The sequence below is a fragment of the Thiofractor thiocamini genome (assembly GCF_055384375.1).
Genome location: NZ_AP042389.1, coordinates 659,393 through 681,474 on the forward strand (window position 1 = coordinate 659,393; position 22,082 = coordinate 681,474).

The following is a 22,082-nucleotide window of genomic DNA, read 5'->3' on the forward strand; positions in this document are numbered from 1 at the left end:
GGAAAAATGAATTTAAGAGATGTAAGCATACTTTTTGTTGATGACAACACGGATCTAAGACAAAGTTTTGATTTTTTTATGAGAGACAACATAAAAGATCTATACCTTGCCAAAGACGGCATAGAAGGATTGGATATATTTTACGAGTGCAAACCCGATATCGTGATAGCCGATGTAAATATGCCTTCTTTAAACGGTATAGAAATGTCAAGGATTATCAAGCAGGGCAATCCCGAAACTCCTATCATGTTGATATCGGCTAAAGAAGATACAAATGTCCTAAAGGAAGCCATAGAGATAAAAATCGATACCTTCATAACAAAACCCATCGTAGATACATCATTGATATTGAGAAAACTCGAAGCTTTCGCCAAAAAGGTTAAAAACAACCAAAATATCCACAATACCAACGAAAAACTTTTAAAAATGGCTACAACAGACCAATTGACGGGTCTATGCAACAGATACAAGATAAATGAAATACTTTCAAATGAAAAAAACAGAAGCAGCAGGTTTGGTGCACATTTCTCGATCATACTTATCGACATAGATGATTTTAAAATGATAAACGATACTTACGGTCACATAGCGGGGGATCAGGTTCTTATAGAGTTTGCGGATATTATCCTGACGAGTTCAAGAGTCACTGATATCGCCGGAAGATGGGGTGGCGAAGAGTTCATAGTCATACTGCCTCAAACTGAAAAAACAGATGCCGCAATACTTGCAAAACATTTAAAAGAGAAGATAAACTCTCACAGTTTCAGTGAAGTAGGCAGACAAAGCGCAAGCTTTGGAGTTGCGGAGTGCAGATCAAGCGAAGACATAAAAGAGATCATCAAAAAAGCTGACAATGCCCTTTATAAGGCTAAAAAATTAGGAAAGAACAGAGTATGCATATCTTGAGAAAATCTTTTTTTGTATTTGCATTTTTTCTTTTTTGTTTGGCAAAAATAAATGCTACCGGCTTTAACTATGACTTTTTAAATAAAAATGAAAATGACTATCTAAAAAGTAAAAAAGAGATAAAGGTTTATCTCAAAAAAGACTGGATGCCCGAAGATGAAAATGAATTTCCCCAAATTTACAATTTTTTAAAAAATTACATGAAGCTTTATGAAAAAGTCTTAAAAAAGAAAATCGTATTTGTCAAAGATATCAAATGGAATGAAAAAAGCAATGTCTTAAAAGAAAAACATATCGATACCGTATGTGTTCTTGGAAAAAATCCCAAAAGAGAGAGATACTATATCTATAGTGATTTTAAAATATTTGATATATTTTATGCTTTTGCCGTACCTTTGCATAAAAAAAATCCCTCACTTGGGGAGTTGAACCGAAAAAAAGAGGCTCTTGCGGTAGTCCAGGGCAGTGAAAAGATAAACTATATAAGAAAAAAATATCCCGATATCAGACTCATAGAGTGTGCTACAAACTATGATGCCCTAAAATTTGTCCTACAAAAAAAAGCTTCTTATGCACTTGGCAATTTTTTCACGTTCAAATATTTGATTTACAAAAATTTTCTATCGGGTTTAAGTATAAAACTACAAAACGAAGATAAAAATATCACAGGCATACCCAAATTTTTAGCATTTAGCAAAGATAATGAAATGCTTAAAAATATATTTGACAAAGCATATCTTCAAATAGACAAAGAAGAGATATATCTGCTAAAGTCCAAATGGCTTCCTATGCCATTGACAAAGAAAATATACTTGAGTGACAAAGAGAAAAAGTTTATAAAAAGTCACATTGTCAATATAAACACCACAACAAGCTGGATACCTTTCAATTTTGAAGATAAAAAAGGCAATATCGTAGGTATAGGTGTCGACTACTGGAAACTTATAGCGAAAAAAGTTCACCTTAGGTATAGATTTTTCAAAGCAAAAAATTTTCCCGAAGTCTTAAAAAATATCAAAAATAAAAAGTATGATTTGAACATAGCTACCAGTAAAACACTTGATAAAGAGTCTTTTGCACTTTTTACCAAAACATACGAAAAATTTCCCATAGCGATAGCTACAAAAAAAATAAGCAGTTTCATAACAACCGGAGTGGACCTTGAGCATAAAAAAGTTGCTGTCGGAAAAAGCTACAGTACATATTTTTTACTAAAAAACATGTATCCCAAGATAGATTTCGTTCTAACCAAAGACACCAAAGAAGCTCTCCAGCTAGTGCAAGACGGTACTGTTTTTGCCGCAGTGGATATAGAGCCGTCATTAAGATACCAGATCATAAAAAATGACTTTAAAGATATATTTATCACCGGAATCACCGGGGTCGATTTCAACTTGCAAATCATGATAAGAAAAGATTACGGTATATTGATCTCGATACTGAACAAATCCATAAGTTCTATAAGTAACCAGGAAAGGATAAAAATATATAAAAAATGGATGGGCGTCAAAAAAGAACAGGTGGATTATATGCTCATCATAAAAATAACCCTTTTCTTTTTGGTTGTATTTGTAACTTTACTATACTCTTATCTCAGGCAAAAAAGACTCAAAAAAGAGGTTGAAAATTTAAACAAGACACTTGAAAAAAGAATTGAAACAGCTATAGAAAAAGAAAAAAAACATCAACTTATCATGCTTCAACAATCCCGCCTTGCTCAAATGGGTGAAGCTATATCCATGATAGCACATCAGTGGAAACAACCGCTAAATACTCTTATATTTTTAAACAGTACCATAATCGCCAAATATAAAAACAACTCCATAACCAAGGATATAATGGAGCAGTTTGAAAAAAGATCGGGTAAGATCATCTTCCAAATGGCAAAAACCGTTGATAACTTTAGAAATTTTTTCAAACCCGAAAAAGAAAAAAGCCTCTTTTCCCTAAACGATACCATAGTCGAGTCCGTAGAGATCCTACAACCCATCCTGGATGAAAACAAGATAAGCCTCATAACGGATCTAGGCGAAGAATCAAAAGTTCTAGGATACAAAAACGAATTTGGACAAGCCATACTAAATATCATAAACAACTCCATAGATGCCTTCATCCAAAGAGACATAGAAGAGAGAAAGATCATCATAACAAAATATCAAAAAGAGCATATGTCCGTCATAGTCATAAAAGACAATGCAGGAGGTATTGAAGAAGATATCATACCTTATGTTTTTGAGCCGTATTTTACGACCAAACAAAGAAGCGGCGGTGATGGGATAGGTCTTTATATGACCAAACTCATCATAGAAAAACATATGAATGGAAGCATAAACATAAACAATATAAAAAACGGAATCAAAATCACAATAACCTTAGGAGTAACAGAAGATGAAACCAATACCGACAAATAAAGAGATCAAACTAAATCCCAAAAAATACATACTAAGCACAACTGACCTCGATGGCAATATCACAAAAGTCAATGATTATTTTCTGGAAATTTGCAAATACTCCAAAGAAGAGCTCATAGGTGCTCCTCACAGCATAGTAAGACATCCTGATATGCCAAAAGCCATCTTTTATCTCATGTGGCAATATATACAAAAGGGACAAAATATCACTGCAGTAGTTAAAAATATGGCAAAAAACGGAGATCACTACTGGGTTATAACGGATTTTGAAATCAGAAGAGACCATGACGGCAACATCAACAGATACATGGCTTTTAGACAGGCTGCACCTAAAAAGATAGTAAGAACGATAGAGCCACTGTATAAAAAACTTATAGAGATCGAAAAAGCAGATGGCATGGAAGTATCCGTTGAGTATCTCCTGGATTTTGTAGCGGGGCAGGGTACGGACTATAACGGTTACATACAAAAACTAGAAAAAAGAAGTCCCATAACACTATACTTTTTCAACAAAGCTAAAAAGCTTTTTTCATCAGCTTAGGCACTTCATCTTCACTAAAAATATTTATACCGTTTTTACTTAGCAAAGAAGCCGTTACTCCTTCTCCTTTTTTTAATGTTTTACTAAAAGTTCCGTCATATATCTGTTTTTTGCCGCAAGAAGGTGAGTTTTCTTTCAAAAGAGCTTTTTTTATACCATATTTTTTACAAAGATTGAGGGTTTTTTGTGATCCTTCGATAAAATATGATGTTACATCTGCTCCATTTATATTTTCAAGTTTTAAAGGATTTGAGGATGTTATCTCAGAAGGAGGTCTTGGAGTTGGCAGACCTCCTTCAACTTCAGGACAAAAGGGTATAAAATCATACTTTTCACTTAATTTCTCAATATCTTCGATTTTATTGCTTTTGCCGTTATATTTTACATTTTCTCCAAGCAAACATGCACTTACAAGCAGTTTCTCCTTAGCTGACAAACTCTTTTATCCTTTTAATTCCCTCGACTATGCTTTTTTCATCTGTCGCAAAAGAAAATCTCACATATCCCTCACTTCCAAAGCCGACTCCTGGTATTACGGCTACACCTTTTTTGGCTAAAAGCTCTTTTGAAAATTTCATAGAGTCATTACTGAAGTTTTTTATGTTGATAAAGAGATAAAACGCACCGTCAGGTTTTACCACGGAAAGTCCCTCTATGTCATTTATCAATCCAACCGCCAAATCTCTTCTTTTTTGAAACTCTTTTCTCATATACTCTATATCTTTGTCCGCTCTACCGTCTAGTCCGGCGATAGCTGCGTGTTGAGTTGTAGAGTTGATGTTTGACGCACTTTGGCTTTGAAGTTTTTTCATGGCGTCTATAAGTTCGTCATTTGGCGTTGCAAGATAACCAAATCTCCATCCTGTCATAGCAACAGACTTGCTAAGACCGTTTACAGTAATAGTTCTTTGAAACATATCTTCATTTATGCTTGCAACTGAGACAAACTCCTTGTCATATATCAACTTCTCATACATTTCATCGGAGCATACAAAGATTTCACTGCCTTTTAAAACTTCAGCTATCTCTTCTAATTCTTCTTTTGAGTAAACCGAACCAGTCGGATTTGACGGAGTTGTAAGTATAAGCATTTTCGTTCGTGGCGTTATAGCCTCTTTTAACTGTTTTGCATTTATCTTAAAACCACTTTCATCATTTGTTTCTACAGTTATAGGGATACCGCCGCTATATCTTACAAGTTCGGGATATGTAACCCAGTAAGGGGCAGGGATGATGACTTCATCGCCGTGCTCTATAAGAGACTGAAAGAGGTTAAACAAAGAGTGCTTTGCACCGTTACTTGTGATGATGTTCGAAGGCTTATAAACAAGAGAGTTATCTCTTTGAAGCTTATGAGCGATCGCCTCTAAAAGCTCAGGTATACCGGCAACTGCAGTGTATTTGGTAAAACCGTTCTTTATGGCTTTTATGGCTTCTTCTTTTATAACTTCAGGCGTATCAAAGTCAGGTTCTCCCGCAGAAAAACTAAGTATATCTTTGCCTTCTGCCTTTAAATTTCTTGCCAAAGTACTTATGGCAATGGTCATGGACTCATTTAGTCTCTTTACTCTTTTAGTTAACATTTTTTATCCTTTTAAAGCTTTTATGAAAGCTTCATATATTTTTTCTAACTCTTTATCTTTTTCTATCACGATATCTTCATCATGGTTTGCTATAGCTTCTTCGATAACATTTAGTCTTTTTATGATATAGTCAAACAACTCTTTGTTGATATCAGGAAGCTTGTTGTGAGAGTACTGTGATTTGTCTCTTCCTTTTTGTATAACTTTTGCCGGTATTCCTATGGCGGTAGAATCAGGCGGGACATCGTGTATCACTACAGAATTTGCTCCGATTTTGGAATTTTTCCCGATAGTTATGTCTCCAAGTACCTTGGCTCCGCCTCCGACGACTACTCCATCTTCCAATGTAGGATGTCTTTTGATACCTCTTTGAAGACTGACCCCGCCCAAAGTCACTTGCTGATAGATAAGCACATCATTGCCTATCTTGGTAGTTTCACCTATAACTACGCCTGTTCCGTGATCTATAAAGACTCTTCTTCCTATCTCGCATCCGGGATGTATATCGATACTGGTAAATATTTGACAAATTCCCATCAACATTCTACCTAAAAGCTTCCATCCGTTTATATAAAGTATATGAGCAACTCTATAGTTGATGAGTGCCCAAACACCAGGATAATTGAAAAATATCTCAAATTTTGAATTGATCGCCGGATCGCAATGGTAGGGCATCATAAAGTCTTCTTTTATCTGCTTCCATAAAGATTGCTTAGTGTTCATCATCCTATCCTGTCTTGACTAAAAAAATCAGGCTGTATTATATCAGTTTTTAGATAACCATTGTCTTTTAAAAATACTTCTATCATATCAAAAATAGTTTCTTTCTCATTTTTTGAATTGCAAGTTAAGTTTATCTTTTTAGTTAGCATATCTTTTACTTCACTGTTGTCATATCCTATCTCATTTAGTATCTGAAGTATATCTTTTGATTCTCTTATATCTGTGATACTGTATGATGTATCGGTGATATCCACGCTAAATTCAGTAGGGTGGGCAAAAAGATTGTGCCTCATACCCATGGTTTCCTGATAAGCCCCCACTAAAAAAAATGCCAAAAAATAATCCTCCTCTTTTAGATCTACATCATGTAAGAATAGAGGGTTTTTTATATCAAAACTTATCTCTCCGTCGCTATCGCATGTTATATCCCAAAGTGACGCACTTCTTTTGTTAGATTCACCTAGTTTACTAAGAGGCATTACCGGAAAATTCTGCTTCAATCCCCAATTATCCGGCAGACTTTGAAAAAGAGAAAAATTTAAAAGATATCTTTCTTGAACCCTGTCCTGTATGGAGAGTAACTCTTTGTGGTTTTTATCTTTTAAAAGTTTTATCGCTTTTTCTATGATCAAGTTTACGAGTATCTCAGTATTGGATCTATCTTCAAGATCTATATATCCAAGATCAAAAAGAGTCAAAAGCGACTCCATATGATCCAAGCTGTCATGCAAAAATTCCAAAGCGTTTTTTTTATTCATATCTTTGTAAAGTTCATAAAGTTCACTGATAAGAGGCGGATTTTTTTCTTTTAGTCTTAAAAGTTTTTGGCTGTACTCTTTTGAAAAAAGCTCCAAAACGGGTGCTACCAAAACAGCATGATAAGCCGCTATAAATCTGCCTGATTCTATAAATATATCAGGCTCTTCAACATTTTTTCTTTTTGCGATATCCTGCAAGAGATAGACCACGTCATTTGCATACTCTTCCAAAGAGTAATTTTTGTGGTAAGACTCTTCATTTTGGGAGTACTCCACCGCAAGTCCTCCGCCAAGGTTTATAGAAGTTAGATTGTCCGCCCCCATCTTTTTAAGTTCTGCAAAGATATTGCCGGCTTCCCTGAGAGCCTTTTTCAGTGGCGCAATATCTTCTATCTGTGAACCTATATGGAAATGTATCATTTTAAAATATTTCAAAAGACCTTTTTCTTTTAACATTTCCACAGCTATTATAAGTTCGGATGAAGTAAGACCGAACTTTGAGTTTATCCCTCCGCTTTTAGCCCATATGCCGATACCTGAACTGTGAAGTCTTATCCTAAGTCCGATATTTGGCATAATGCCGTCAAAATTTTTAGCATTTTCCACTATACTTTCAAGCTCGTTTATGCCCTCTATGGTTAAAGTGATATTATGTCCCATTTTAGCAGCCAGAAAGCCTAACACTATCATTTCGTTGTCTTTAAAGCCATTGACCGTTATGGGTGAGCCTAAATGGTTATAGCTCATAGCGAGTATAAGTTCAGGCTTACTTCCCGCTTCAAGTCCATAATTGTATTTTTGACCCAAATGTACCAAATTTTTCACAAATCCTGGGTATTGATTGACCTTTAGGGGAAAAACGGCATTGAAACTGCCTTTGTAATCAAACTCTTTTTGTACTTTTGAAAATGTATTGTAAAGCAAAGATATCTGTTTTTGTATGAGATGGGGAAACCTTACGAGCAACGGACCGCTCAAGCCTTTTTCTCTGATACTGTTTACTATATCAACTAGAAAAGGTTTTGATTTGTGATTTATGATGACTTTATCATCTTTTATCTCAAAATATTTTTTTCCCCATATGTCTATTCCGTATCTGTTCATGGATCATTCTCTCCAGCCGGTTTCAAACTTATTTAGCTCTACCAAATATTCTTCTTTTTTTACCAAGTCCTTAACCCATACTTTGTTATCTTTCAACTCATTTTCACCCACAACCACGCAGTATCTGGCATCTTTTTTATCTGCGGCTTTCAGGTGGGCTTTCAAACTCTTTTTTTGATAGGAAACTTCCGTTTCATATCTTTTTCTATATTTATGGGCCAACTTATATACCAAAGATAGCGCATTCTCATCCATCGCCCCAAAGTAAAAACCTCTCTTTTGTTTTTCAGGCATTTTTACAAGTTCGAGCACTCTTTCTATCCCGATAGCAAAACCGATGCCGGGAGTTGGTTTACCGTCTAAAAACTCTACAAGCCTGTCATATCTTCCGCCACCTGCGACCGCATTTTGCGCTCCAAGAGCGGTTGAGACAAACTCAAAAGCAGTCTTTGTATAGTAGTCAAGTCCTCTTACCAAGTTACTGTCCACTTCATGCTCTACACCAAGCTCATCAAGTTTTTTCTTTACAAATTCAAAACTCGCTTCACACTCCTTGCAAAGTGCGCCGTTAAGCCTGGGAGCAACTTTAAGAAGCATTTGACAATGCTCGTTTTTACAGTCAAATACCCTGATAGGGTTTGTCTTTATCCTTCTTTTGCAATCATCGCACAAATCATCCTCGATATCAGTTAAGAATTTGACTAGATTATCTCTAAAAGGAGGGAGGCACTTTTGACATCCAAGAGTATTGATCTTTAGAGTGTATTTTATACCGAAAAAGTCCAGTATGTCTTTTAAAAGCAAAATGATATTGACATCTTCGTACGGACTGCTCTCCCCAAAACACTCCACTCCAAACTGATGAAACTCTCTAAGTCTTCCTTTTTGGGGTCTTTCATATCTAAACATAGGCCCATAGTAATAATATCTTTTTACATTCAAGATCCTGTCAAATTTATGCTGTACGAAGCATCTAACAACACCGGCGGTTCCTTCCGGTCTTAGGCATACACTGTTTCCGCCTTTGTCAGTAAATTCATACATCTCTTTTCCGACTATATCGCTACTCTCTCCGACACTTCTTTTAAAAAGAGCCGTTTCTTCCAAGATAGGGGTTTCTATGTATTCAAAACCATAGTTTTTGGCAATTCTGGCTGCATTTTCTATAAAATATATAAATTTTTCATTTTCCGGATTTAGTATGTCCTTCATACCTCTTAAAGCGTTTATCAAAACTTTTCTCCTATATTTTTAACTATCTCTTCATGAATTTCATCGATACTCTTCGATGCGTCTATCTCTATGTATTTGGTATCTATTTTTTTTATGATATTTTGCATATTTTTTTGAACATCCATAAGGTACTCGATGCCTCTTTTTTCGATATTGTCCTTCTCTTTTTTTCCAAGTCTTTGAAGTATGGTCTTTTTATCGACTTTAAGTAAAAAGACAATATCTGGGAAATTGCCTTCAAGTGCCATAGTATTTAACCTTAAAAACTCGTCAAAACCTACTTCGACATGATTGCTCATGGCATATGCGATACCTGATACAAAGCCTCTGTCACTTATGATAAGACGGTTTAGGTTGGGTTTTATAACTTCTTCAAAAAGTTCCGCACGATCAGCTAAAAAGAGAAAAAGCTCTGCTTTTGTACTTTGCACATGACCTTCAAGCAACATTTGTCTTATCTTTACTCCCAGACTTGTACCACCCGGTTCTTTGGTAAAGACAGCATTTTTAAACTTTTTTTTCAACAATTCAATCTGTGTTGACTTTCCGCTTGTATCTATCCCTTCTATGATTACATACATTCTATCTTCTTTCTTACAACTTCAGGAAGCAAACTGGAAGGATCACCGCCATGCCTTAGGATAGCTCTTACCACCGAAGAGCTTATAAAAGCATACTTTAGCGACGGCATAAGATATATGGTATCGATTTCACGATCCAAAAAGTTATTGGCATATCCCATCTGAAGTTCATACTCAAAATCACTCACAGCCCTCAACCCTCTTATGATGGTCTTTACACCTTTCTCATGAGCAAAATCGACCAGCAAGGAGTTAAAGGGCTCTACTTCAATCCCGCAAATATCGCTTATGCTATCTTTTATAAACCCAACTCTTTGATCGATGGAAAACATAGGGTTTTTATCTTTTGAGACGGCAACGGCTACGATGACTTTGTCAAAAACTTTTTTCGCTCTTTTTATGATGTCAAGATGTCCATTTGTCACCGGATCAAAAGTTCCGGGATATATAGCTATATTTTTAGTCATTTATCTTCCATTTTTTATATAAATTGTGTTCGATATTTAAAAGATCAAACCATTTGCCTATCATGAAATCCTCCATATCCTCCAAAGTTTTAGGATCAGCATAGTATCCTAAGACCGGAGGAGCTATGATGACACCCAAGTTTGATAATTTTAGCATATTTTCCAATGCTATAGAAGAGTAGGGCATCTCTCTTGGTGCTAAAAGAAGATTTTTTTTCTCTTTTATCATTACACTTGCGGCTCTTGTGGTTAGATTGTCTGCTATACCACAGCTTATCTTTGCGAGTGTATTCATGCTTGTTGGGATTACAGCCATAGCATCGCAGCCAAATGAACCAGAAGCCACTGCAGCCCCTATATCTTCGTCATCATATATAGTTGTATTTTCTTCTTCCTCAAATACCACTTTTGCATTTTTTGATATAACAAGATAACTTTTTATATCTTCAGGCAGGTTTTTTACAAACTTTCTCCCGAGATTTACTCCGCTGCTGCCGCTGATGGCAACTATTATCTTTCTCATTGAATTTCCACCAATCCTCTATCTATGATCTTTGCTTTATAAATTTTACCACTGTTTCCGATGGTTTTTATGATATCGCCTCTGTCTCCGCCCTGCAATGCTCTTGTAAAAAATTCCAGCTCAAGGTTGCCGTCTTTTATGACAGATCTTAAAAGATCCTTTTTTCTTACCAAAGTGACTCTTTTTATCATATATCCGGTTATAACAGAGCCTTTTCTTATATAATTTCTCGATATAAAAGCTCCGCTTTTTAAATCACTTACGAAATTTGACGGAATCCTGTCAAAATCGGTTATGACTTTCTCGTAGTCATTTTGAGATAGGATTTTACCGTTAGGGATATTATGTTTTGCTTTAAAAAGAGAAATTTTTGCATCAATTTTATATTTAAAAAAAATTCTTATATTTTTTTTATCATTATTTTTATATATAACTGTAAAATTTCCACTTTTTTTTCTTATATTGTTATGTTTGGCTATGATTTTTTCAAAAGAAAAGTCTGAAAAATTTTGAGGAAAGGGATTGATGGGTTTTATATCCAGTTTTATGATCTTGATATTTTTATATGTCAACTTAAAAGCTTTATTCAATTCTTGCAATATTTTGTTTCTTTGATACTTGATATCACACTGCTTGTCAAGTGTAACTATACCGCCACTTTTATCCATAACAGGCAGGGCTACATAACGTTTGACTTTTGACAGGACTTCAAGTGACGGAACTCTGTATGAAGATAGAGCATTGTTCACTTTTATAAGGGTAATATCTTTTTTATATGAAGGATAGATATCTTTTAGAGTCAGGACACTTTTTTTTACACAGTAATGCTCTTTGATTATGATATTTGTCTTTGCGTATAATGGAAGCAGAGATATAAAAAACAGAAGTATTGTAGTGGAGCGGGAAACGAGGTTCGAACTCGCGACCCCAACCTTGGCAAGGTTGTGCTCTACCACTGAGCTATTCCCGCAAAAATTTGATGGAATTTTATCTCATTTTTTTTCATTTGTCAACTCTTTTTTTGAGTTTATTATAGCATATTTAGGAAAATTTGAGAGAATAGAAAGGAGGAGGAACTATTCTCTCTGATAATGTATGGGTAAATTTAGGTTATGTTTGTTAATATACTTGCTGGGTTAGGGCATTTGCTTATCAACAATGAAATATTACATAAAAAGGACTTAAAAAGTCTCATTTATATATTTTTAAGTTTAAATATTTATAAGGATTTAAGCTTTTTTTAAAAAATATAATGTTGGATACAGTGCCTTTTTTAGGTATAATGCTCAAAAAATATACACAGGGTATCTCTAAAAAACCCTGTACACAAGGTTGGTTTATGAAAAATATAATTTTTTCTATATTTTTTGCATTTTTTATATTGGGGTGTTCAAAAAGCGGACAGGAAAATGTATCTGTTGTAAAAGTCGGCAATGTATTGAAGCCTTTTACTTTTGATGACCAGTTTGAAAAACCTCATACTCTTACAAAAGATACTAAAAAGATTATCTTTGTATTTGCTAAAAAATCAGGTCATGCGGTAAGAAAATACTTTAACACTAAACCGGTTGATTACCTCAAAAAACATCACTATGTATTTATAGCTGATGTATCAGGAATGCCGTCAATCATATATAAAATGTTTGCAAAAAGCGATCTTCAAGAGCATAAGTATCCTATATGGCTTATATTTGATGGCAAAAAATCAACTAAGTTTATCTATCCTGACAAAAGTGATAAAATTATGGTAGCAGACCTCAAAGAGTTTAAAATCATAAAAGTAAATTTTGCAGAAGATGTAAAACAGTTAAAAAAGATATTAAATGCACAATAAGCTCATCATCTTCGATATGGACGGTACGCTTCTTGACAGCAGCAGATCCATGACAGGCAGTATAAATCATGTAAGAAAAGAGCTTGGGTTGCCTCCTTTTAGCGTTGAAGAGGTTGTCAAAATCATAAACGAACCGGATAATGATTTGCCAAAGCTTTTTTATGAAGACATAAAACCTTACAGTGAGTGCAGAGCGATATTTGAAGAGCATTATATGAAAAACTGCATCATAGATATGGATCTTTTTGAAGGAATTGAAGATATACTTTTAAGTTTGAAAGATGATTATATACTGACTGTTTTGACAAACGCTTATGGCGAATTTGCGAGAAAGATGCTAGAACATTTAAAAGTAGACAGATACTTTGCAGAGATTATCGGCTCGGATGATATAAACGCAAGAAAACCAGACCCCAAAGGAGTTTATCATCTTTTAAGCAGGCATAACGCAGACAAAAACGGTACTATTTTCATAGGTGACAGTTTAAAAGATGAAGAGTGTGCAAAAAATGCGGGTATCAAGTATATCTTCACTGACTGGGGATTTGGAGAGTGTAAAAATCCAGACCTTATACTTTCAAGAAATAATACACAGAATATCAAAAGCATATTAGAAACAATGATTTGATGGAATATCTACTATATTTTTTTATCACAGTAATATTGTCCACTCTGTTTTCTATGGGTGGAGCAGGGGCGGGTATAGCCATGATACCTATACTAAACTTTTTTGGCATAGATTTGAACCTAGCAAAAATGACAGGCTTGTTTATAGGCTTTACAACAACATTCACCTCTACCGTTATGAACTTAAAAAGAAAAGTTTTGGATATAAAATTTGCATTTCCTCTGGCAATTACTCTACTTATTTGCGCACCTATAGGTGCGCAACTCTCAAGATTTGTCGACAAAGGTGTAGTTAAGATACTCTTTGCCATATTTCTTATCGCCAGTGCGACAATGATGATATTTTTCAAAAAAAGAGCTAAAGCACATCTTCAGACTCCGATAATACTTGCCGCATTAGGAGTTATCATTGGTCTATTATCCGGTCTTTTGGGAGTAGGAGGGGGCAATATGCTTTTGCCCATATTGGTACTTTTAGGGTATGAACCTAAAAAGGTAGCCGTAACTGTTAGTTTTGTAGTTCCATTTTCAGCTTTTACATCATTTCTAAGCTATGCAAGCTTTGTCCAAATAAATTGGATATTGCTCATCAGTGTAACCACAGGAGCTATTATAGGAGGCTATATCGGAAATTATTTAATGCACTTTAAACTCACACAAGCACAAATCAGAAAGATTATTGCCATCATACTTTACATATTAGCGATAAAAATGATATATTAGGCTACATTTCCTATGTATCTGTGATACTCTTTTATAGTTTTGTATGCTTCCTGGATTCTTTGGAATTTTTTACTGTAAACCTTCAGTATCAAAGTATTGTCACTTATGATATTGTCCGGATGATACTTTTTTACAAGCGATAAGTAGTTTGCTCTTACTTTCTCATATGAGTCATCTTGCGAACAGTGTAAAAGTTTGTAAAAATCTTTCAGCAGCAGATTGACCGATTTTCTTACCTTTTTTGGACTATAGCACTTTAAAAACCGGGTTAAATCTTCAAAAAAATCATCTTCAAAAGTAAAATTTATAAAATTTCCCAATATCTCTTTTGTATGGATAAATTCTTGTAAAACTTTTTTGATATCTTTATCAAAATTATATATCAGAACTTTATTGGCTGATGGTTGATATCTAAGTCTGTAACTGCTGAAGATATTTTGCAATCCTCTTAAAATCAGCCTGTTTTTCACATCCATTTTTATCTCTATGGCTTCTTTTTTTCTGCAAAGATTTAGGTTCAAGTTGATGATATTTTGCAACTGATTTTTTCGTACAAGGGTTATCTTGATGGTTTTATGTACCGCTTTTTCTATCTGCCATATTTTTTTTAGTTTTTTACCTGTTTTTCTGGCATATATCCTTGAAAGCAGTTTTAAAAAATACTTTCTTGCAACCTCCTCGGAAGAGTCATTGAAAATGATGATTTTATTTTTATTGCCTATTTTATTGGAAAAATTTTTATCTATAAGACTTTTTAGGAAGTAGAATGTCTGAGTATCTTCTTTTATGACGACATTCAGTGTTTTATCGTTTTGCTTTATTTTCATGATCTTTACGACTCCTTGTGCAGAATTGTATAACTACACTTTCAAAAAGCAATTTTTATGCCATAAGTTTCAACTTTCATACATTTTTTTCAATTTTACATACTCCTCATGTAATTTTTCTCTCATATCGTCTGCAAGCGTGTCACCATGTTCAAAACTTCTTTGAATGGTCTCATCCAAAGAGGATAAAACTTCAAAAAAATCACCCTCCAACTCTTTTCTTTTCTTTTGTTTGGCTTGTAAAGTTTCAAAAAATGCCAATTTTCTTATCAGTGAGGAAAGTTCATCCTCTACTTCGCTTGCGTCGATATCTTTGGCCAATTTGTACTTTTCATCTTTTAAAACACTATTTTTTTCTATCACTTCTTGTAACTCTTTTATATAGCCCTCGACTATCCTGGCATATTTTGCGTATAATTCATAGGATTTATCTTCCAAAGTATCTATATTTGAAGTTATTTTGTTGATATTTTTATACATAAAAAACGCAACTATCGCCGATACTACCAAAACAGGTACCAAGTGCTCCATATATTCCTCCATTACAGTTTTCTTTATGCAACAATGATAACAAATTGTTACTTAAAGTAAAAAATATAACCATTTTCATCTGTTTTAACTTATCTTAAAGTAAAAAAAGAGTATTTTATAGCTTAAGGGCATCTCTAAAAACCCTATGCACCAATAGCATTATGAGGTTTTTCATATACAAGGCAAACTTTTGCAGGACTAACTAGTTAATTCAAGAAAGTTTAACGAAGTAGATGAGAAACCTCATAATGCCCGAAGGGAAGTCAAATAAAGGACAATCTTTCACAAGATAAATTTTCGAATTAGCTACGGCTAGTACTTCAAATTTCTCTTGCATAATCTTATCCTTTCTTTGATTTCTATTGGTGTATAGGGTTTTTAGAGATGCCCTATAATTTTATATATGGAGATTTGATAAATGACTGAATGGAATCCTTCAACATGGATGAATAAAGAGATAAAACAGCAACCCAAATATCCCGATAAGGAAAAACTGCTCGAAGTAGAAGATACACTGGGAAAATTTCCTCCTTTGGTTTTTGCGGGAGAAGTAAGAAATTTAAAAAGGGACTTGGCAAAAGCAACCGAAGGAGAAGCCTTTTTGTTGCAAGGCGGAGACTGTGCCGAGAGTTTTGCGGAGTTCAATGCAGATAACATAAGAGATACTTTTAAGGTACTACTTCAAATGGCGGTAGTTTTGACTTTTTCTGGAGGTTGCCCGGTTGTAAAAGTTGGCAGGATGGCCGGACAGTTTGCAAAACCAAGAAGCAGCGATACCGAAACGGTTGACGGTGTAACACTTCCAAGCTACAGAGGTGATATCATCAACGATATAGCTTTTACAAAAGAGGGTAGAACCCCCGATCCTGATAGAATGATAAGAGCATACAACCAGTCAGCTGCCACACACAATCTTTTAAGGGCATTTGCAAGAGGCGGTTTGGCCGATCTTCATCAGATAAACAAATGGAATCTTGGATTTTTAAAAGACAATCAACTAGACAGCAGATACAATATGCTTACAGACAAGATAACCGAAGCTTTGACTTTTATGGATGCCTGTGGCATAAACTCAAAAAATACACCAAATATAAACCAAACCACTCTTTATACTTCGCATGAAGCGTTACTTTTGAATTATGAAAAAGCATTGACAAGAAAAGACAGTACCAGTGGTGACTGGTATGACTGCTCGGCTCATATGCTTTGGATAGGGGATAGAACAAGAGATGTTGATGGAGCACATGTGGAGTTTTTAAGAGGAGTCAAAAATCCCATAGGTGTAAAAGCGGGTCCCACTATGAGCACAACTGACCTTGTAAAACTGACCGATATACTAAATCCCCAAAACGAAGCCGGAAGATTAAATGTGATAGTAAGAATGGGTGCCGAAGAGATAGGCAAATATCTGCCTGAACTCATCAAAGCAGTTGAGAGGGAAGGTAAAAAAGTGCTTTGGAGTATAGATCCGATGCATGGCAACACCATAAAAACATCTAACAATTACAAAACTAGAGTATTTGACAATGTACTAAAAGAGGTTGAGAGATTTTTTGAGATACATAAAGCCGAAGGTACTTACGCAGGTGGTGTACATCTTGAGATGACCGGACAAAATGTAACGGAATGCATAGGTGGAGCAGGGGATATAACCGAAGAGAAACTATCTAGCAGATACCATACCCACTGTGATCCAAGGCTAAATGCAGACCAAGCCCTTGAAATGGCTTTTTTGATAGCTGATATGCTTAAACAACACAAGAGCTAAAAGTTTAACACTTTTAGCTCTTAGAAAACTTTACTCATTTAATCTTTTTACATCAGCCCCTAATTTTCTTAACTTTTCTTCCAGTTTTTCATAACCTCTGTCAAGATGATAAATCCTGTGAACCTTTGTAGTTCCTTCAGCAACCAGACCGGCTAAAACAAGAGCTGAACTGGCTCGTAGATCCGTCGCCATCACATCAGCTCCATAGAGCCTTATCTTCCCCTGTATGGTAGCACTGTTTCCTCTTAGCATTATACTTGCACCCATCCTTTGAAGTTCACTAACATGCATAAAGCGGTTTTCAAAGAGTCTCTCTTCAACTATGCTGACACCTTGTGCTTGGGTCATGAGAGCCATGAACTGTGCTTGCATATCTGTTGGAAAACCCGGATACTCCGTAGTGATGATTTCACTTGGTTTTATGGATTTTGCCGGAAGCAAGGTTGTGGAGTTATCTTCAGTCTCAAAAGAAAATCCCATCTCTTCAAGCTTTGTCATAACCGCTTCTAAATGTTCAGGGATGATATGCTTCAGTGTTATATTAGAGTTCGTGATAGCTCCCGCGCAAAGATAAGTACCGGCTTCGATCCTATCGGGAATAACACTGAAGTTTTTCATATCCAATTTTTGCCTATCTGTGCCCTCTATGACTATCTCATCACTTCCGATACCTTCTATATCAACTCCCGCCTCACTTAAAACTTCGCAAAGCTGAATGACTTCAGGCTCTTTTGCAACATTTACTATGCGGGTTTTACCTTTTGCAAGAGCTGCCGCCATGATGATATTTTCACTGCCCGTAACTGTTATCTTATCAAAAACTATAGTTGTGCCTTTAAGTCCTTTTGGAGCTTTCGCTATGACATAGCCCTGCTTTATCTCTATATCCGCTCCCATTAGCTCTAACGCTTTTAAATGCAAATCTATAGGTCTTTGTCCTATGGCACAACCTCCTGGAAGTGATACTTCACAATGCCCAAAAGCTGCCAAAAGAGGCCCCAAAGTAAGTATGGAAGCTCTCATCGTTTTTACTATATCATAGTTTGCCATGGTACTCGATATGCAAGATGAGTCTATGATGACTTCACCGTCTTCAAAAGTGAAGTTCGAGCCAAGATTTGAAAGTAGTTTTAAAAGAGTGTTTATATCTTTTACATTTGGAACATTTTTTATGCAAAGAGGATTTTTTGAAAGAATAGTAGAAGCCAAAAGTGGCAAAGCCGCATTTTTAGCCCCTGAGATTTTAACTTTTCCATTTAGTTTATTACCACCGGTTATCTGTAGATAGTCCAAAATATATCCTTAAAAATTACATTGTATATTTTGATATAGTACTATAAAATAGTTTAATATTGTATATATTTTACTGTTAAAATGTTACAAAAAGTTATATATAGATTCTATAATAGAGTATAAAAAAATAATTTTATTGTTACAATAAGGCATTATTTAGTATAATGTAAAATACTAAATAATTTTAACGGGACAATATAATTGAATACAAATTTAGAATATATCACATCTGTAGGAAAAAAATTTAAAGTCTTATATATTGAAGACCAGGAGGACGTACGGCAGCAAACCAAAAAGATACTTGAAAATTTTTTTGGTCATATTCATTTGGCAAAAAACGGTGAAGAGGGGTTGGATAAATTTAAGAAAAATTCATTTGATATCATTTTTACAGACTTGGAAATGCCGATAATGAACGGTATAGATATGATAAAAAATATCCGGTCTATAGATAAAAATATCCCTATAGTTATCTTTTCGGCATATTCAGATACTGAGTATTTTATTCAAACCATAAATCTAGATATAAACGGATACATCCTGAAACCTTATGATTTCGACAAAATCGCAAAAGTCATAGAAAATATCATCTCAAAGATTGAAAAAAATATAAAAACAACTGATGAGATATACCTTGTAAATGATTTTATTTGGAATAAAAAAAATAAAACACTGGAAAAAAACGGTCAGATTATAAAGCTGACAAAAAATGAGATAAAATTATTTGAAATACTTGCCTGCTTCATAAACGGCTTTACGAGTAATTCAAATATTAACTTTTATGTATTTGGAGATTATACGGATGATACAAAAAAAATCAGAAATCTCATTTCAAGGCTTAGAAAAAAACTAGATAAGGATATAATAGAGTCAAGCTATTCAAACGGATACAGACTGAAGGTAAAATGAGACTTTTCTGAGACATAGTTTTGATAAAATACTTCAAATATTTTTTTGGGGTATAAATGAAGAGTATATTAATTTATCTGTTGGCAGTTTTTAGCCTCCTGGCAGGACAGAAACCGGAAAAAGTTTCACTTCAACTTGACTGGTATGACCAATTTCAATTTGCCGGTTGTTATATAGCAAAAGAGAAAGGCTTCTATAAAGATGTAGGGCTTGATGTAAACATCATAAGCTACAAAAAAAGAGATAACGTTTTAAAAAAAGTTTTATCCAACCAAGTCCAATACGCAATAGGCAGAAGTTCTCTGCTCATAGATGCCGCAAACGATAGAAACATCACTCTTTTAGCAGCGATATTTCAGTCTTCTCCTTTTGTTTTGATTGCCAGAAAATCATCCGGCATCAAAGATATAAAAGATTTAAAAAATAAAAGATTTATCCTGGGTGCGGCTGAAAAATCCGCTCCTATCCTTGCCATGCTTCATGCCAATCACATTTTTCCAAAAAACATAATGCTGTTGAAAAATCCAAAGGTTGATAAAATTAAAAATTTTATATCCGGAAAAGTTGATGTGATTTCCGTATATAAATCCAACCAGCTATATATACTGAAAAAAAAGTTCAATGATATTATAGTATTTGACCCGGCAACATATGGATTTGATTTTTACTCCGATATTCTCTATACAAGCGGTATGGAAGTAGCCAAACACAGACAAAGAGTGAAAAAATTCAAAGATGCATCCCTAAGAGGTTGGAGATATGCCTTCAGCCATATAAAAGAGAGTGTTGATTTGATATATAAAAAATATAACACTCAACACAAAACAAAAGATGCCTTGCTTTATGAAGCCAAAGTTTTAAAAAAGCTTGCGTACTACAAAACAGAATACATAGGATATATAAACAAGAATAAAATAGAAAAAATTTATGATATATACAATGTTATGGGGTATACCAAAAAAAGAGCCGACTATGATAAATTGATTTTCTCCGAATATGATTCAAGTATAAAGTTGACCGACCGGGAAAAAAAATACTTGAAGAAACATCCTGTACTGTTTGTTGCCAATACTGAAAATTTTCCTCCTTTTAACTACAATGTCGACGGCAAGGCCAAAGGTTTTTCTATCGACTATATAAACCTTTTGGCGAGAAAACTTCATGTAAGGATCAAATATATAAGCAACTACAGTCGGTATCAGTATTTGAAATTATTGCGAGCCGGAAAAATCGATATCATACCAAATATAATAAAAAGCAAAGAAAGAGAAAAATATATAGGTTTCACCGATGGTTACTATACAACCCAGACAGTGATATATACAAATGTCCATAGTGACAACATAGATGATATCGGTGATCTAAAATTTAAAAAAGTGGCTGTCGTCAAAGGCTCCTTGATAGAATATAACTTGAAAAAATACTTTCCAAGCATAAAACGCATATCGGTTCATGATCAATTGGAAGCTTTAAACTTTTTATCCAAAGGCAAAGTCGATGCGGTTATCGGTTCAAAAGAAGTTTTAAGTTTTTTGATCAGGCAAAAAAACATTCCAAACATAAAAATATCAAGCTATATAAAAAGCGAGGGAACATTTAAAAAGTTAAGGCTAGGAGTGTCAAAAAGCAATAAAGAGTTAAAAGATATCTTATCAAAAGCCGAGAAATCTATCGATAAAAATAAATTGATAAAATTGGAACAAAAATGGTTTGGTTATTACAATTTTATAAATACTCAAGCGGAATGGTATTTTACAAAAACAGAAAAAGAATACCTTAAAAAAAGAAGCTCTATAAGAGTTTGCATCAATCCCAATGTAGCACCCATAGAGTTTTGGCAAAATGATACCCCAAACGGCATATCCATAGACACGGTAAAGATAGTTGCGAGCAGATTAAATTTAAAATTGGATTTTATCAAAACAAAGACATGGAGCCAATCGCAAAAGTTCCTTAAAGAAAAGAAATGTGATATCTTACCTGCAACTGCAAAAACAGAAGAAAGGCTCAAATATGCCAACTTCACAAAGCCATACCTTATATACAAATTGGCGATAATCACAAAAAAAGATAAGCCGATTGTTACCGATCTAAAATCAATCACAAATAATACTATGTCCAGAAATAAAGGCAGCGGACTTATCTCCTTGCTTAAAAAAAGATATCCCAAACTAAAGATCATAGAGACAACAGGGTATAAACAATCATTTGAATATGTTTTAAACGATAAAGTATATTTTACTATTGCAACACTGCCTGTACTCTCATACTATAAAGCGAAGTATGATTTTTCGGATCTACAGATTGCAGGATACACCAACATGGTATACAACCTCTCTATCGCTGTTAGAAAAGATGATAGGATTTTACTGAACACCATAAACAAAGCACTATCAAGCATATCTCCTGACACACAGAATATCATATACCAAAAATGGACAACTGTCAAATATGTCGACCGCTATCATAGCAAGGCTATCATCATAACCGTGATGCTTTCTATGTTTGTTTTATTCATCATTCTATATCTATATATGAGACAGAAAAAATTTAAGGATAAATTAGAGAATTTGAATCTATCACTAAAAAATAAAATCGAACAAGAGGTAGAAAAGAACAGACTAAAAGACCAAAAACTTTTTGAACAATCCAGGCTGGCTCAAATGGGAGAGATGCTCTCCATGATAGCACATCAATGGAGACAACCACTTTGCAGCTATAAGTGCAACCACGGGTAACC

Annotated in this window: 21 protein-coding genes and 1 tRNA gene; 9 read left to right on the forward strand and 13 right to left on the reverse strand. The window is 34.6% G+C overall.

Going from position 1 to position 22,082, the window contains the following annotated elements; translation table 11 throughout:
- Positions 1-6 precede the first annotated feature (6 nt).
- From ACZ47B_RS03330 to ACZ47B_RS03340, 3 genes are read left to right on the forward strand one after another with little or no spacing between them, the layout of a single operon-like run.
- On the forward strand, positions 7-906 hold the full coding sequence (locus ACZ47B_RS03330; RefSeq protein ID WP_464895265.1) for a diguanylate cyclase: 900 nt from the start codon (positions 7-9) through the stop codon (positions 904-906).
- Positions 894-3,317: a transporter substrate-binding domain-containing protein gene (locus ACZ47B_RS03335; protein ID WP_464895266.1), complete on the forward strand. Its 2,424-nt coding sequence runs from the start codon at positions 894-896 to the stop codon at positions 3,315-3,317. The genes ACZ47B_RS03330 and ACZ47B_RS03335 overlap by 13 nt, the downstream gene beginning before the upstream one ends.
- Positions 3,295-3,858 carry a PAS domain-containing protein gene (locus ACZ47B_RS03340; protein ID WP_464895267.1) on the forward strand — a complete coding sequence of 188 codons (564 nt, stop codon included), beginning with the start codon at positions 3,295-3,297 and terminating at the stop codon, positions 3,856-3,858. Before ACZ47B_RS03335 ends, ACZ47B_RS03340 begins: the two co-directional genes overlap by 23 nt.
- On the opposite strand, the gene ACZ47B_RS03345 is transcribed toward ACZ47B_RS03340, so the two are convergent.
- The 10 genes from ACZ47B_RS03345 to ACZ47B_RS03390 all read right to left on the reverse strand — a co-directional run bounded on the left by ACZ47B_RS03345 (position 3,833) and on the right by ACZ47B_RS03390 (position 11,800).
- Entirely contained in the window at positions 3,833-4,294 is a 462-nt protein-coding gene (locus ACZ47B_RS03345) for a 2-thiouracil desulfurase family protein (protein ID WP_464895268.1), read from the reverse strand. The genes ACZ47B_RS03340 and ACZ47B_RS03345 overlap by 26 nt on opposite strands.
- The gene (locus ACZ47B_RS03350; RefSeq protein ID WP_464895269.1) at positions 4,284-5,441 is read right to left on the reverse strand and encodes a pyridoxal phosphate-dependent aminotransferase; all 1,158 of its coding nucleotides are present in this window, start codon (positions 5,439-5,441) and stop codon (positions 4,284-4,286) included. Before ACZ47B_RS03350 ends, ACZ47B_RS03345 begins: the two co-directional genes overlap by 11 nt.
- A gap of 3 nt (positions 5,442-5,444) precedes the next feature.
- Entirely contained in the window at positions 5,445-6,167 is a 723-nt protein-coding gene (cysE, locus tag ACZ47B_RS03355) for a serine O-acetyltransferase (RefSeq protein WP_464895270.1), read from the reverse strand.
- Positions 6,164-8,026 carry a biosynthetic arginine decarboxylase gene (gene speA / locus ACZ47B_RS03360; protein ID WP_464895271.1) on the reverse strand — a complete coding sequence of 621 codons (1,863 nt, stop codon included), beginning with the start codon at positions 8,024-8,026 and terminating at the stop codon, positions 6,164-6,166. Before speA ends, cysE begins: the two co-directional genes overlap by 4 nt.
- A 3-nt stretch (positions 8,027-8,029) precedes the next feature.
- Positions 8,030-9,259, reverse strand: coding sequence for a histidine--tRNA ligase (hisS, locus tag ACZ47B_RS03365; RefSeq protein ID WP_464895272.1), 1,230 nt, complete (start codon positions 9,257-9,259; stop codon positions 8,030-8,032).
- Positions 9,256-9,840 (reverse strand): dTMP kinase, encoded by a 585-nt coding sequence (gene tmk / locus ACZ47B_RS03370; protein WP_464895273.1) that lies wholly within the window; start codon positions 9,838-9,840, stop codon positions 9,256-9,258. Before tmk ends, hisS begins: the two co-directional genes overlap by 4 nt.
- Positions 9,831-10,307 carry a pantetheine-phosphate adenylyltransferase gene (gene coaD, locus ACZ47B_RS03375; RefSeq protein ID WP_464895274.1) on the reverse strand — a complete coding sequence of 159 codons (477 nt, stop codon included), beginning with the start codon at positions 10,305-10,307 and terminating at the stop codon, positions 9,831-9,833. Before coaD ends, tmk begins: the two co-directional genes overlap by 10 nt.
- Positions 10,300-10,830, reverse strand: a complete 531-nt coding sequence (locus tag ACZ47B_RS03380) for a UbiX family flavin prenyltransferase (RefSeq protein WP_464895275.1) — start codon at positions 10,828-10,830, stop codon at positions 10,300-10,302. Before ACZ47B_RS03380 ends, coaD begins: the two co-directional genes overlap by 8 nt.
- Positions 10,827-11,579, reverse strand: coding sequence for a flagellar basal body P-ring formation chaperone FlgA (gene flgA / locus ACZ47B_RS03385; protein ID WP_464895276.1), 753 nt, complete (start codon positions 11,577-11,579; stop codon positions 10,827-10,829). Before flgA ends, ACZ47B_RS03380 begins: the two co-directional genes overlap by 4 nt.
- A 146-nt stretch (positions 11,580-11,725) precedes the next feature.
- Positions 11,726-11,800, reverse strand: a tRNA-Gly gene (locus ACZ47B_RS03390).
- 369 nt (positions 11,801-12,169) lie between these two features.
- On the opposite strand from ACZ47B_RS03390, the gene ACZ47B_RS03395 reads away from it, so the two are divergent.
- Genes ACZ47B_RS03395 through ACZ47B_RS03405 form a run of 3 tightly spaced genes read left to right on the forward strand, consistent with a single transcriptional unit; the run spans position 12,170 to position 14,014 of the window.
- Positions 12,170-12,664, forward strand: coding sequence for a hypothetical protein (locus ACZ47B_RS03395; protein ID WP_464895277.1), 495 nt, complete (start codon positions 12,170-12,172; stop codon positions 12,662-12,664).
- Positions 12,654-13,292: an HAD family hydrolase gene (locus ACZ47B_RS03400; RefSeq protein ID WP_464895278.1), complete on the forward strand. Its 639-nt coding sequence runs from the start codon at positions 12,654-12,656 to the stop codon at positions 13,290-13,292. Before ACZ47B_RS03395 ends, ACZ47B_RS03400 begins: the two co-directional genes overlap by 11 nt.
- Positions 13,292-14,014 (forward strand): sulfite exporter TauE/SafE family protein, encoded by a 723-nt coding sequence (locus ACZ47B_RS03405; RefSeq protein ID WP_464895279.1) that lies wholly within the window; start codon positions 13,292-13,294, stop codon positions 14,012-14,014. Before ACZ47B_RS03400 ends, ACZ47B_RS03405 begins: the two co-directional genes overlap by 1 nt.
- Here ACZ47B_RS03405 and ACZ47B_RS03410 read toward each other — a convergent pair.
- Together ACZ47B_RS03410 and ACZ47B_RS03415 are read right to left on the reverse strand one after the other, a co-directional pair.
- A complete protein-coding gene (locus ACZ47B_RS03410; protein WP_464895280.1) occupies positions 14,011-14,841 on the reverse strand; it encodes a J domain-containing protein in 831 nt (276 codons plus the stop codon). The genes ACZ47B_RS03405 and ACZ47B_RS03410 overlap by 4 nt on opposite strands.
- Positions 14,842-14,910: 69 nt before the next feature.
- A complete protein-coding gene (locus tag ACZ47B_RS03415; protein WP_464895281.1) occupies positions 14,911-15,372 on the reverse strand; it encodes a hypothetical protein in 462 nt (153 codons plus the stop codon).
- Between the two features lie 418 nt (positions 15,373-15,790).
- On the opposite strand from ACZ47B_RS03415, the gene ACZ47B_RS03420 reads away from it, so the two are divergent.
- Positions 15,791-17,140, forward strand: a complete 1,350-nt coding sequence (locus ACZ47B_RS03420) for a class II 3-deoxy-7-phosphoheptulonate synthase (RefSeq protein WP_464895282.1) — start codon at positions 15,791-15,793, stop codon at positions 17,138-17,140.
- 30 nt (positions 17,141-17,170) lie between these two features.
- On the opposite strand, the gene murA is transcribed toward ACZ47B_RS03420, so the two are convergent.
- Positions 17,171-18,433: a UDP-N-acetylglucosamine 1-carboxyvinyltransferase gene (murA, locus tag ACZ47B_RS03425; protein ID WP_464895283.1), complete on the reverse strand. Its 1,263-nt coding sequence runs from the start codon at positions 18,431-18,433 to the stop codon at positions 17,171-17,173.
- A gap of 201 nt (positions 18,434-18,634) precedes the next feature.
- Between murA and ACZ47B_RS03430 the strand changes: the two genes are divergently transcribed.
- The gene (locus ACZ47B_RS03430; protein ID WP_464895284.1) at positions 18,635-19,342 is read left to right on the forward strand and encodes a response regulator transcription factor; all 708 of its coding nucleotides are present in this window, start codon (positions 18,635-18,637) and stop codon (positions 19,340-19,342) included.
- Between the two features lie 56 nt (positions 19,343-19,398).
- Positions 19,399-22,080, forward strand: a complete 2,682-nt coding sequence (locus ACZ47B_RS03435; protein WP_464895285.1) for an ABC transporter substrate-binding protein — start codon at positions 19,399-19,401, stop codon at positions 22,078-22,080.
- Positions 22,081-22,082: the final 2 nt, after the last annotated feature.